Annotated in this window: 10 protein-coding genes and 1 pseudogene; 4 read left to right on the top strand and 7 right to left on the bottom strand. The window is 60.3% G+C overall.

Annotated features, from left to right (window positions below; genetic code table 11):
- The first annotated feature begins 6 nt into the window (after window positions 1-6).
- The 4 genes from ptsP (at window position 7) to tadA (ending at window position 4823) form a co-directional block, all read left to right on the top strand.
- The gene (gene ptsP / locus JWU58_RS06105) at window positions 7-2535 is read left to right on the top strand and encodes a phosphoenolpyruvate--protein phosphotransferase (RefSeq protein WP_206421612.1); all 2529 of its coding nucleotides are present in this window, start codon (window positions 7-9) and stop codon (window positions 2533-2535) included.
- 2 nt (window positions 2536-2537) lie between these two features.
- Window positions 2538-2828: a PTS sugar transporter subunit IIB gene (locus tag JWU58_RS06110; RefSeq protein ID WP_024014197.1), complete on the top strand. Its 291-nt coding sequence runs from the start codon at window positions 2538-2540 to the stop codon at window positions 2826-2828.
- Between the two features lie 118 nt (window positions 2829-2946).
- Window positions 2947-4323 (top strand): multicopper oxidase family protein, encoded by a 1377-nt coding sequence (locus JWU58_RS06115; RefSeq protein ID WP_024014196.1) that lies wholly within the window; start codon window positions 2947-2949, stop codon window positions 4321-4323.
- Complete coding sequence (tadA, locus tag JWU58_RS06120; protein ID WP_206421613.1) at window positions 4323-4823, top strand: tRNA adenosine(34) deaminase TadA; 501 nt, start codon at window positions 4323-4325, stop codon at window positions 4821-4823. The genes JWU58_RS06115 and tadA overlap by 1 nt, the downstream gene beginning before the upstream one ends.
- Window positions 4824-4989: 166 nt before the next feature.
- Here the strand turns inward: tadA and cmoB are convergent, their stop codons facing one another.
- From cmoB to JWU58_RS06155, 7 genes and pseudogenes are all read right to left on the bottom strand, one after another.
- Window positions 4990-5946 (bottom strand): tRNA 5-methoxyuridine(34)/uridine 5-oxyacetic acid(34) synthase CmoB, encoded by a 957-nt coding sequence (cmoB, locus tag JWU58_RS06125; RefSeq protein ID WP_206421614.1) that lies wholly within the window; start codon window positions 5944-5946, stop codon window positions 4990-4992.
- The gene (gene cmoA / locus JWU58_RS06130) at window positions 5943-6686 is read right to left on the bottom strand and encodes a carboxy-S-adenosyl-L-methionine synthase CmoA (protein WP_016773355.1); all 744 of its coding nucleotides are present in this window, start codon (window positions 6684-6686) and stop codon (window positions 5943-5945) included. The genes cmoB and cmoA overlap by 4 nt, the downstream gene beginning before the upstream one ends.
- A 188-nt stretch (window positions 6687-6874) precedes the next feature.
- Window positions 6875-7294 (bottom strand): hypothetical protein, encoded by a 420-nt coding sequence (locus JWU58_RS06135; RefSeq protein WP_206421615.1) that lies wholly within the window; start codon window positions 7292-7294, stop codon window positions 6875-6877.
- Between the two features lie 164 nt (window positions 7295-7458).
- A complete protein-coding gene (locus JWU58_RS06140; protein WP_110603681.1) occupies window positions 7459-7851 on the bottom strand; it encodes a protease inhibitor I42 family protein in 393 nt (130 codons plus the stop codon).
- A gap of 216 nt (window positions 7852-8067) precedes the next feature.
- Window positions 8068-10482, bottom strand: coding sequence for an endopeptidase La (lon, locus tag JWU58_RS06145; RefSeq protein ID WP_241196152.1), 2415 nt, complete (start codon window positions 10480-10482; stop codon window positions 8068-8070).
- Window positions 10483-10719: 237 nt separating this feature from the next.
- Window positions 10720-11014, bottom strand: a pseudogene (locus JWU58_RS06150) (DUF6124 family protein); the annotation flags it as partial.
- Window positions 11015-11546: 532 nt separating this feature from the next.
- Window positions 11547-11876: a hypothetical protein gene (locus JWU58_RS06155; protein ID WP_123444242.1), complete on the bottom strand. Its 330-nt coding sequence runs from the start codon at window positions 11874-11876 to the stop codon at window positions 11547-11549.
- Window positions 11877-12086: the final 210 nt, after the last annotated feature.

Below are 12086 nucleotides of genomic sequence, written 5' to 3' on the forward strand. Positions count from 1 at the left end.
GATGTCATGGCCACACCCCAACAATTGCAGCTGCTGGCTCCTTTATCCGGCGTGCTGATGGCGCTGGACCAGGTGCCCGATCCGGTGTTTGCCGGGCGGATCATCGGCGACGGTTTGTGCATCGACCCGACTTCGTCAACGCTCTGCGCACCGATGGCCGGTGTGGTCAGCGATGTGCAGGCCAGCGGGCACGCGCTCACCATCACCAGTGACGCGGGTGTTCAGGTGTTGATGCATATCGGCCTGGACACGGTGAATCTCGCCGGCGAAGGATTCACCCGCCGCGTTGAAACGGGGCAGCGGGTCGAAGCCGGGCAGGCGCTGATCGACTTCGATGCTGACTACATTGCCCTGCACGCGCGCAGTTTGTTGACCTTGATGCTGGTGGTCAGCGGCGAGCCGTTCGCTTCACTCGTTGGCTCAACCGGGTTGGTCGAGGTGGGCCAGCCAGTGCTGGACGTCGTGGTCGGCGCAGCCGTCGGCGAACATCCAGCGCCGATGCCGGGCGATGCGGTGTTCTCGCAGCCGATCAACCTGCCCAATTCCAATGGTCTGCACGCTCGGCCGGCGGCAGTATTCGCCCAAGCGGCCAAAGCATTTTCAGCGACCATCCATCTGCACAAGCTGCAAGCGCAAGCCAACGGCAAATCCCTGGTGGCAATCATGGCGTTGCAGACGGCCCATGGCGACAGCGTGCAGGTCAGCGCCGAAGGTGAAGATGCCGAAGCAGCGGTCGCAGCGCTGACACGCTTGCTGAGCGAAGGCTGCGGCGAAGCGGTGACAGCGCCCGCACCGGTCGAAGCCGATGCAGCAGAAATGCCGAACATCCTGCGCGGTGTCTGCGCCTCGCCCGGTTCGGCGTTGGGGCAAGTCATGCAGATCGTCGAAGCGTCGCTTCTGATCAACGAGTTCGGCGCCGAGCCGCCAAGCGAACGGGAGGCGTTGAGCCAGGCCCTGATCGAAGCCGACATGGCCCTGCAACATCTGCGCGACACCGCCAGCGGCCAGGCGCAAGCGGAGATCTTCAAGGCGCATCAGGAACTGCTGGCCGACCCGAGTCTGCTGGATCAGGCCAGGGCGCTGATTGACGCGGGCAAAAGCGCGGCGTTTGCCTGGAAGACCAGCACCGATGCAACGGCGGCGATGTTTCGCTCGCTGGGCAATGCCTTGCTGGCTGAGCGCGCGGCGGATCTGGATGATGTCGGCCAGCGCGTACTGAAGCTGATCCTCGGTGTTCACGAGCAGACGCTGGAGTTGCCGGACGACACCATTCTGATCGCCGATCAGCTGACCCCTTCACAGACCGCCGGACTCGATACGCGCAAGGTGCTCGGGTTTGCCACCGTTGGCGGTGGCGCCACCAGCCATGTCGCGATCCTCGCGCGAGCCTGCGGTTTGCCGGCGATCTGTGGTATGCCATTGCAAATGCTCGGGCTCGGCAACGGCACGCGGGTGCTGCTCGATGCCGACAAAGGCGAATTGCAGTTGCACCCGGACGCCGAGTCCATCGATCAATTGCGCACGCGGCATGAGCGCCAGCGCCAGCGTCATCAGCAGGAACTGGCGCAGGCCAGCGAGGCGGCTTGTACCCGTGACGGTCAGCACATCGAAGTCACCGCCAACGTTGCCTCGCAGGGCGAAACCGCCCAGGCCATGGAGCTGGGCGCAAGTGGCGTTGGCCTGCTGCGTTCGGAATTTCTCTACCTGGGTCGCCAGCAAGCGCCGAGCCACGATGAACAAGTGGCCACCTACAGCGCCATCGCGCGCACCATCGGGCCGGCACACAATCTGGTGGTGCGCACCCTCGATGTCGGTGGCGACAAACCGCTGGCTTATGTGCCGATGGACAGCGAAACCAATCCTTTCCTCGGCTTGCGCGGCATTCGCCTGTGTCTTGAACGACCGCAACTGTTGCGCGAGCAGTTCCGCGCAATCCTCGCCTGCTGTGAGCTGACGCGTTTGCACATCATGTTGCCGATGGTCACGAATTTGGCCGAACTACGTCTGGCGCGGCAGATTCTTGAGCAAGAAGCGCGGGCGCTGGGCCTGGCGCATCTGCCAAAGCTGGGAATCATGATCGAAGTGCCCGCCGCTGCGCTGATGGCCGATGTGCTGGCGCCGCACGTGGATTTCTTTTCCATCGGCACCAACGATCTCACCCAATACACGCTGGCCATGGATCGCGATCATCCGCGTCTGGCCAGCCAGGCGGACAGCTTTCACCCTTCGGTGCTGCGCCTGATTGCCATGACGGTTAAGGCGGCCCATGCCCACGGCAAATGGGTCGGCGTCTGCGGCGCCATGGCGTCTGAACGCCTTGCGGTTCCGTTGCTGCTGGGGCTGGGTGTGGATGAATTGTCGGTGAGCGTGCCGTTGATTCCGGCGATCAAGTCGGCGGTGCGGGAGGTGAATCTGGCCGACTGTCGAATCATCGCCGAACAGGTTTCGAACCTGGAAAGCGCCGCGGACGTGCGCGCAGCCTTGCAGCAGTTTCAAGGGGCGAAAGTCGATGCCTCACCGGTTATGGAGAATTGAACATGTTCGACAAATTGCAGCAGGCATTCTGGAAAGCTCTGACGCCGGATCTGGTACCGGATGAGGCAAACATTACCGCCGATGCGGTTGCCGGCTTGAACGCCGAGATCGTCGCCGCGCTGGGCGGTGTGGATAACCTTAAGTCGCAGCAACCGCTGGCGCTGACCCGGGTGCGCGTGACGCTGCACGACGCGGCCTGTGTCGACCGTCAGGCGTTGAGTATGGCCGGTGTGTCGGGCGTCATGTGCCTTGAGGGCGGCGTGCTGCACCTGATTACCGGGCTGCGCGCATAAGGCCGACAAGACGTGCGGCCGCAGGTCGCCCTTACTGTTTCTCAACTGCGGGTGTATCGTATTCGCCTTTTTGCGGATCCCTCGGGGTCCGTCGCTGATACGTGAGGTAGTTGAGTTCATGTCCTTTACCCGTCGCCAAATCCTCGGTGGCCTGGCCGGTCTTGTTGTCGTTGGCGTGGGCGCGGGAGGCGCGTCGCGTTACTGGCTGGGCAAGATGGCCGACGCCGAGGCCGGCCACGACTATGAACTGATCGCCGCGCCGCTCGACGTCGAGCTGGTGCCGGGGCACAAGACCGAAGCCTGGGCGTTCGGCCCGTCGGCGCCGGGCACCGAGTTGCGTGTACGCCAGGGTGAATGGCTGCGGGTGCGTTTCATCAATCACCTGCCGGTGGCGACCACCATCCACTGGCACGGCATCCGCCTGCCGCTGGAAATGGACGGCGTGCCTTATGTGTCGCAACTGCCGGTATTGCCGGGCGAATACTTCGACTACAAATTCCGCGTGCCCGACGCCGGCAGCTACTGGTATCACCCGCATGTCAGCAGCAGCGAGGAACTGGGGCGCGGGCTGGTCGGGCCGCTGATCATCGAAGAACGCGAGCCGACCGGGTTCAAGTATGAGAAAACCCTGAGCCTGAAGAACTGGCACATCGACGAGCAAGGCCAGTTCGTCGAGTTCAGCATCCCCCGCGAAGCGGCCCGTGGCGGTACCGCCGGGCGCCTGTCGACGATCAATGGTGTGCCGCTGCCGGTGATTGATCTGCCGGCCGGGCAGATCACCCGGGTGCGTTTGCTCAATCTCGATAACACCCTGACCTATCGCATCAATATTCCTGGGGTCGAAGCGAAGATCTACGCGCTGGATGGCAACCCTGTCGAGCCACGACCATTGGGCAAGGAATACTGGCTCGGCCCCGGCATGCGCATTTGCCTGGCGATCAAGGCCCCGGCGGCGGGTGAAGAGTTGTCGCTGCGTAACGGCCCGGTGCGTCTGGGCACGCTACGTTCAGTCGCCAACACCGACGCGCCGACGGACTGGCCGAAAGCCCTGCCGGCCAACCCGGTGGCCGAGCCGGATCTGGCCAATGCGGAGAAACTCAACTTCAATTTCGAATGGGTCGGCTCGGTCTCGGTGAACACCGAAAACGGCAAACCGCCGAGCCTGTGGCAGATCAACGGCAAGGCTTGGGACATCACCGACAAGACCTGTGCTGACCGACCGATTGCCAGCCTGAAACTGGGTCAGAGCTATATTTTCGAATTGAAGAACATGACCCAGTACCAGCACCCGATCCACCTGCACGGCATGAGCTTCAAGGTGATCGCGTCGAACCGGCACAAAGTCATTCCGTATTTCACCGACACCTATCTGCTGGGCAAGAACGAGCGTGCGCAAGTGGCGCTGGTGGCGGATAACCCGGGGGTGTGGATGTTCCACTGCCATGTCATCGACCACATGGAAACCGGCCTGATGGCCGCGATTGAGGTGAAGTGATGCGCCAGATCCGCCCGGCGGCGATCATCGACCGCAGCCGCGACCGCGACTTCATGCGCGAAGCCCTGGCCCTCGCCGCACAGGGCGCCGCCCTCGGCGAGGTGCCGGTGGGCGCGGTGCTGGTGCAGGATGGCGTGGCCATCGGTCGCGGCTTCAATTGCCCGATCAGCACCAGCGACCCGAGTGCCCACGCCGAAATGGTCGCGATCCGCGCCGCTGCGCAGGCAGTGGATAACTATCGCCTGCCGGGCAGCACGCTGTATGTGACGCTGGAACCGTGCAGCATGTGCGCCGGGCTGATCGTGCATTCGCGGGTGGCGCGGGTGGTGTACGGCGCGCTGGAACCCAAGGCCGGGATTGTGCAGAGTCAGGGACAGTTTTTTACCCAGGGCTTTTTGAATCACCGGGTGTTGTATGAGGGCGGGGTGTTGGCTGAAGAATGTGGTGCGGTGCTGACCGAGTTTTTCCGCGCCAGACGCACCAAAAGCCCCTCACCCTAACCCTCTCCCAGAGGGAGAGGGGACCGACCGAGTTGGATGGACCAAATCCGCCGACCTGAAATACCGAGTCGGACGCAAGTTTTGAAAAGCTCAACAATCAGCTCCTTCTCCCTGGGGAGAGGGCTGGGGTGAGGGGTAGGCCCACTGCGGTCATGGGAAAATACGCTTACTTCCTGGCGACGATAACCGCACGCATCGGTGCCGGCAGCCCTTCAATGGTTTTGCTGTGATCCTCAGGATCCAGAAAATCACTCAGCGACTGATACTTCATCCACTCCGTCCCGCGTTGTTCTTCCACCGTCGTGGTACTGACATCCACACAACGAATATCGCTGAATCCGGCTCTGCGCAGCCACAATTCCAGCGCCGGCACCGACGGCAAAAACCACACGTTGCGCATCTGCGCGTAGCGATCTTCCGGCACCAGCACTTGGTGCTTGTCGCCTTTGACCACCAGGGTTTCCAGCACCAGTTCCCCACCCTTGACCAGGCAATCCTTCAGCGCCAGCAAATGCTCGATCGGCGAGCGACGGTGGTAGAACACGCCCATGGAAAACACCGTGTCGAAGCCTTCCAGATTCGGCGGCAGGTCTTCGAACGGGAACGGCAGGTGCCAGGCATTCGGCTCGGACAAGTAACGCTGCACCGCCTGGAACTGGCAGAAGAACAGCCAGTTCGGGTCGACCCCGATCACGCTGTCGGCACCGGCGCCTAGCATGCGCCACATGTAGTAGCCGTTGCCGCAGCCGACATCGAGGATGCGTTTGCCCTTCAGGTCGAGGTGCGGGGAGACGCGCGACCACTTCCAGTCCGAGCGCCATTCGGTGTCGACATGCACACCGAACAGATCGAACGGCCCTTTGCGCCACGGCGACAGCCCCATCAGCGCGGTGCGCATCTGCGCGCGGGTGTCGTCGTCGCAATCGGTGTCGAGTTTCAGGCCGTTGAGCAGGTCGACTTCGCTTGGCTGGATTTTCGGCAAGGCGTCCAGCGCACTTTGCCAGCGCTCCAGATCGCCGTGGCCCTTCTCCATTTTCTTGTCGAGTTGCGCTTGCAGCGTGCTGGCCCATTCGGCCAGCGGTGTACCGGCCAGACGGCGGGCGAGGGGGGACAGATCAATCATGGCAAGGCAATCAACGAGGCAAAGTTAAGACACTGGAACCACGGCACGACTTTCGAGAACCCGGCGGCCAGCAGGCGTTCGCGGTGTTCTTCGAGGCTGTCGGGCTTCATGACGTTTTCGATGGCGCTGCGCTTCTGGGCGATTTCCAGTTCGCTGTAGCCGTTGGCGCGTTTGAACGCCACGTGCAGATCGGTGAGCAGCGCGTGCTCTTCGGCATCGTTGAAGCGCAGCTTCTCCGAGAGAATCAGCGCGCCGCCGGGCAGCAACGATTGGCGAATGCGCGAGAGCAACGCGGTGCGCTGGTCCGGGGCTATGAATTGCAGGGTGAAGTTCAGCGCCACCACCGAGGCCGGTTGAAACTCCAGCGCGAGGATATCGCCCTCGATCACCTCGACTGGCAGCAATTCCTGAAACATCGAATCCTGACCGTTGAGGTATTCCCGGCAACGCTCGACCATCGCCGCCGAGTTATCCACAGCAATAACCCGGCAACCGTCGGTGCGCACATGACGGCGCAGGGCTTGAGTGACTGCGCCGAGCGACGAGCCGAGGTCGTAGAGCACGCTGTTCGGCTGGGCGAACTGCGCCGCGAGCACGCCGAGGTTTTCGACGATGGTCGGGTAACCCGGCACCGAGCGCTTGATCATGTCCGGGAACACCCGCACCACGTCTTCATTGAAGGCGAAGTCAGGCACCTGGGCCAAAGGCTGGGCGAATAGGCGATCGGGTTCTTTGCTCACGGCGGCGTCCGGCGGTGTCGGTGGAAAAGGCCGGCATTTTAGCCAAAGTGGGGCCTGGATGCTTGAATTGCTGATAAGCCGCTTCGGTGCGGTTAAAGACGGGTGATTCGGCGACTTTGAGTCGCCGCGCACGAGGCGATCTGTAGTTGTGAGTCACGCTCTGCGCAGCTCGGCGGGCCAAGGCTGTCTCAGCTGTCGATATAATTGACTGCGAAATTCCCGTTCAGCTTGATTCCAGGGGTTATCACACCGCCGTAGTCCTGGACCGTATCGATGGCATATACGCCGGAGACGGACTTGGAGAAATGGTCAACGGTCAGCTTCAGGGTCATGCTGATCGGCGTATATCGTATGTTGGCCTTCCCCGTCTCGGTGTCGACCTTTACCTTGGCATGGCCGAGGTTGTATTCGGCAGTCACGATGTCGTTATCGAAAGTGAACTCAATCTTGTAAATATCCTGATCAAATGGGAGATAGTCGGCGCCCGTGATGGTAATTCGCTCGGTGCGGAATGCATTGACTAAAGGAAAGCTGAACGCATCAGCGCCTTCAATCTGGCAGGTGAAGGCGTTGGCTTGGGGTTTGGAATCCTTGTCTTGAGTGCTCATGGCCGTTCCTTGAATACGCGACAGCTCATGGGGAGCTGCTCTGCGTCCACTCTAAACGTGAGTGGGAAGGACTGGTAACTGACAGAAATGACAGTTTTTTATACGAATAGATCATGGGGTCCTGCGCGGTTATCGCGAATGAGAAGAAGGATTCGCGAACCCGATCATTCCACGGAAATGGCGCAGTCAAAGGTTTCCACTGGCAGCACTTCCGGAGCCCACGGTTGTTGCGAGGTCAGGCGCAAGCGCCCGGTGCCGGCCGCGAAGGCCTGGAAGCGCCAGGTCGAAACCCCCGCTGCGCCCACCACGCCGGCATCTTCCGGATTGCTGTAAACCTCCGGGCTGAGCGCGCGCAACACGCCGCCAGCCGAATCCTGAATCGCCCAGCGGTAGCCGGTGGTCGGGTTGCTTGGCAGGCTGATGATCAGGTTTTGCCCGACGTTGAGCCGCACGGGGCATTCGCTTTGTTTTTCCACGGTCACGTTGTGTTTCGGTTGCGTGGCGCAGGCCGCCAGCAAGGAAAGGGCGAGGGGGAGAAACAGGCGAGTGGGGGACATAAGGTCAGCAGCTCCGGCGGTTACGACGAACGGCGAGCATAACTGAAGATGAGACGAAGTGTGACGTTCGGGGGATTGGCGTCGCCAGAGTTGCCGCCTTCGCGAGCAGGCTCGCTCCCACAGGGTGATGGGGTGAATACAAAAACTGTCGACACCGCTTACCACTGTGGGAGCGAGCCTGCTCACGAAAGCGACATAGCAGGCACTACATGATTGTCAGAAGAGCACCTTCGCCACATCCGCAAACTTCTTCGCAAAGTGCACGGTAATCCCTTCCTTCAGATAATCCGGCAGTTCCTCAAAGTTACCCCGGTTCGGCTCCGGCAGAATCAGTTCGAAAATCTTCTGCCGGCGCGCTGCGATCACTTTCTCGCGCACGCCGCCGATCGGCAGTACATGGCCGGTCAGGGTCAGTTCGCCGGTCATCGCCACGCCTTTTTTCGGTGGCTGATTACGCGCGAGGGATAGCAGGGCGCTGGCCATGGTTACGCCGGCGCTCGGGCCGTCCTTTGGCGTCGCGCCTTCCGGTACGTGCAGGTGGACGAAGGCTTCGTCGAAGAACTTCGCGTCTCCACCAAACTGCTTGAGGTGCGAGCTGACGTAGCTGTAGGCGATCTCTGCCGATTCCTTCATCACATCGCCCAGTTGCCCGGTGAGCTTGAAGCCGCGGTTGAGTGTATGAATCCGCGTGGCTTCGATCGGCAAGGTCGCGCCGCCCATGCTGGTCCAGGCCAGGCCGGTAATCACGCCGGTGCCGGACAGCACTTGTTCATTGCGGAATACAGGATGGCCCAGCGAGGCTTCGAGGTCTTTCGGGCCGAGTTTGATCACCGCTTTCGGATCGTCGATCAGCTTCATCACCGCTTTGCGCACCAGTTTGCCCATCTGCTTTTCCAGCTGCCGCACGCCGGCTTCACGGGCATAGCCGTCGATCAGGGCTTTGAGCGCGGTGTCGCTGATGCTCAGGCTGCCTTTTGATACGCCGGCCTTTTCCAGCAGTTTCGGCCACAGGTGACGCTTGGCGATGGCGACTTTTTCTTCGGTGATGTAGCCGGACAGGCGAATCACTTCCATCCGGTCCAGCAACGGGCCGGGGATCGAGTCGAGGGTGTTGGCGGTGCAGACGAACAGCACCTTCGACAGATCCATGCGCAGGTCGAGGTAGTGGTCGAGGAATTCAACGTTCTGCTCAGGATCGAGGGTTTCCAGCAGCGCCGAGGCCGGGTCGCCCTGGTAGCTCTGGCCCATTTTGTCGATCTCGTCGAGCATGATCACCGGGTTCATCACTTCGACGTCTTTCAACGCCTGCACCAGTTTGCCCGGCTGCGCGCCGATGTAGGTGCGGCGGTGGCCCTTGATCTCGGCTTCGTCGCGCATGCCGCCGACGCTGAAGCGGTAGAACGGCCGGCCGAGGGATTCGGCGATGGATTTGCCAACGCTGGTCTTACCCACGCCTGGCGGGCCGACCAGCAACACGATCGAGCCGCTGATCTCGCCTTTGTACGCACCAACAGCGAGGAATTCGAGGATGCGATCCTTGATGTCGTCCAGACCGGCGTGATGCTTGTCGAGGATTTTGCGTGCGTGCTTGAGGTCGAGTTTGTCCTCGCCGTACACGCCCCACGGTACCGATGTTGCCCAGTCCAGATAATTGCGCGTGACCGCGTACTCCGGCGAGCCGGTTTCGAGGATCGACAGTTTGTGGGTCTCTTCCTCGAGGCGTTTCTGCACCTGCGCCGGCAGGGTTTTGCCTTCGAGGCGCTGCTGGAACTGTTCGAGGTCGGCGCTTCGGTCGTCCTTGGTCAGGCCGAGTTCCTGCTGGATGACCTTGAGCTGTTCCTTGAGGAAAAACTCACGCTGATGCTCGCCGATCTTGCGGTTAACTTCAGCGGAAATCTCTTTTTGCAGGCGCGCGACTTCGACTTCCTTGCGCAGCATCGGCAGGACTTTCTCCATGCGCTTGAGCATCGGCACGCAGTCGAGCACTTCTTGCAGCTCAGGGCCGGCGGCGGAGGTCAGGGCGGCGGCGAAGTCGGTCAGCGGCGACGGGTCGTTGGGGCTGAAGCGGTTGAGGTAGTTCTTCAGTTCTTCGCTGTACAGCGGGTTGAGCGGCAACAGCTCCTTGATCGCATTGATCAGTGCCATGCCGTAAGCCTTGACCTCGTCGGTCGGCTCGGTGGGCTGGTGCGGGTATTCGACTTCGACCAGGTACGGCGGGCGATGGTGTTTGAGCCAGGTCTTGATGCGCACGCGGCTCAGGCCCTGGGCGACGAATTGCAGTTTGCCGTTTTCGCGGCTGGCGTGGTGAACCTTGACCAGCGTGCCGTATTCGGGGAGGGCGCCGGTGTCGAAATGGCGCGGGTCTTCCTGGGGCGTGTCCATGAAGAACAGGGCCAGGGAGTGGTGTTCGGACTTGCTGACCAGTTCGAGGGTTTCGGCCCACGGCTCTTCATTGACGATGACCGGCAGGACCTGGGCCGGGAAGAACGGACGGTTGTGGATCGGGATGATGTAGACCTTGTCCGGCAGGTTTTGCCCGGGCAGCGCCAGGCCGGTGCCGGAGGAGGTGTGTTCGATGTGGTCGGTTTCGTAATCGTCGTGGTTGTCCGGGCGATCTTGCTGGTCGGTCATGGGGCACCTGCGCAATGGGGTATGGGGTGTTAGATGGGGCAGGGGTGGGGTGGTTTCAATGGGGCGGGTGTGTTTCTGGTTGTGTGTTTGGGGCTGGATAGTTTTTGACCTTGGTGGCCTCTGGGCCGGTGGCGAGATTCTTCAGCTCGGCATGGGAAGCCTATTGGAATCTAACAATGTCTTTGCATAAATAGCGAAAAACGCTAGTGCTGGTTAGCTTTAACTATTAAATGGTGGCTGGATCGCAAGGATGGTATGTCGCTGTGGGCTGTCGACGTATGCCGCGATGTCGCTGGTCATGACATTGGCCGAGGCCAGGGATTCGCAGGCGTGGGCAAGCAGGCTTTCGTTGTTTTGGTCTGGAGTGACCTGGAACATGGTGCTGGGTTTGTGGGCCTTGTCGGCGTTGGCGGGTGGTTTCAGGTAGTGGTCCTGCGCACGGTCGGCGGCGTCGTGGCGTTTTTTTTGAGTCGGGGGATTGGTAGGGGGAAGTGCTTTCGGTTTCGGGGGGATTGGGTGTTGGTTTGAACATGGTGGCGCGCCGAATGAGAAATGGAGCTGCCTTGCTTGCTCGCCGCGACGCAATGCAAGGAGGCAGCTGTACGCAGGTTCGCGGACCGAGCCATTCGGAAAACCCGGCATACCCGAGGGTATCCCGCGCACAGCCACCATCAAACCAAGCGGCAAGCGCTTGGGCCGGCGATTATGCATCAAATCGAATGAACCGCTCGGGCCGCGACGCCCGTTCGCTGAATTTGCAGCGACCCCAGAGCCTATCCAGCCGATTTCCGAGGCACAACCGACGCGACTTGTCGGAAAACTCCGCGCCACTTTCAATGTCTGTAGGACAAGCACCTTTCCCAAAGAGCAAACACTTTTCAACCTGTGGGAGCTAGCCTGCTAGCGATGGGGCACTTTCAGTAAACACAGATGTTGAATGTCAGGCCGCAATCGCTAGCAGGCTAGCTCCCACAGGAGATTCGCCATTTTAAGCAAATTATTTGGCACTAACCGGCCGGCATCACCAGCTATGGGATTGCTTGTCCAAATAAGTCGTAGTGCAGTTATTTTCTAAAGCCCGCTGGAGAGTAATAGTTACACGCAACAACTTCAGATGATTCATAGGGAACTGATGTGACCGGTCCATTTGCTTCGCAAATATCAAGAATTTTTCTAAATAACTCCCCTGGTGCATAGGCTCGCCAGTACATGTCCTTCTTCGTATTTGCTTCGCAACTATATTCGCCAGGCGTCACTCCGATAGTCTTCAGCTCACTCAGCGCTTTATTGCAATTGTTTGCCTTGTCTGTAAGTACGTCGGCTTTAACAATTGAAGCAGTCAGCGCCATAATGGTTACCAAGAGCGCAGCGCCCCTGTTTCTTATATTGTTCATGGTTGATCTCCTTGAATATTTAATGCGGCTTCCGGAACCAGGGCTCAGGAGGTGCGCAGTTACTTTTCTGGCAACAAGTACTATTAATGCGACTGCATCCTCATCTTTTTTTGAAATGGGTCGCTACTGTCATAGTTGACAGTTTTTTAGCCCGTTTTTGCTGGGTTTTGATCGGGTTTATGCTCTTTGGGTTTTAATGCGGAAGGGGCA

The organism is Pseudomonas atacamensis (genome assembly GCF_017167965.1).
GTDB classification, from domain to species: Bacteria; Pseudomonadota; Gammaproteobacteria; order Pseudomonadales; family Pseudomonadaceae; genus Aquipseudomonas; species Aquipseudomonas atacamensis.

What these genes read in the sequence shown, in the direction of transcription:
- ptsP (WP_206421612.1), top strand. Translation starts at nt 7, where the DNA reads ATGGCCACACCCCAACAATTGCAGCTGCTGGCTCCTTTATCCGGCGTG.
- JWU58_RS06110 (WP_024014197.1), top strand. Translation starts at nt 2,538, where the DNA reads ATGTTCGACAAATTGCAGCAGGCATTCTGGAAAGCTCTGACGCCGGAT.
- JWU58_RS06115 (WP_024014196.1), top strand. Translation starts at nt 2,947, where the DNA reads ATGTCCTTTACCCGTCGCCAAATCCTCGGTGGCCTGGCCGGTCTTGTT.
- tadA (WP_206421613.1), top strand. Translation starts at nt 4,323, where the DNA reads ATGCGCCAGATCCGCCCGGCGGCGATCATCGACCGCAGCCGCGACCGC.
- cmoB (WP_206421614.1), bottom strand. Translation starts at nt 5,946, where the DNA reads ATGATTGATCTGTCCCCCCTCGCCCGCCGTCTGGCCGGTACACCGCTG.
- JWU58_RS06135 (WP_206421615.1), bottom strand. Translation starts at nt 7,294, where the DNA reads ATGAGCACTCAAGACAAGGATTCCAAACCCCAAGCCAACGCCTTCACC.
- JWU58_RS06140 (WP_110603681.1), bottom strand. Translation starts at nt 7,851, where the DNA reads ATGTCCCCCACTCGCCTGTTTCTCCCCCTCGCCCTTTCCTTGCTGGCG.
- lon (WP_241196152.1), bottom strand. Translation starts at nt 10,482, where the DNA reads ATGACCGACCAGCAAGATCGCCCGGACAACCACGACGATTACGAAACC.
- JWU58_RS06155 (WP_123444242.1), bottom strand. Translation starts at nt 11,876, where the DNA reads ATGAACAATATAAGAAACAGGGGCGCTGCGCTCTTGGTAACCATTATG.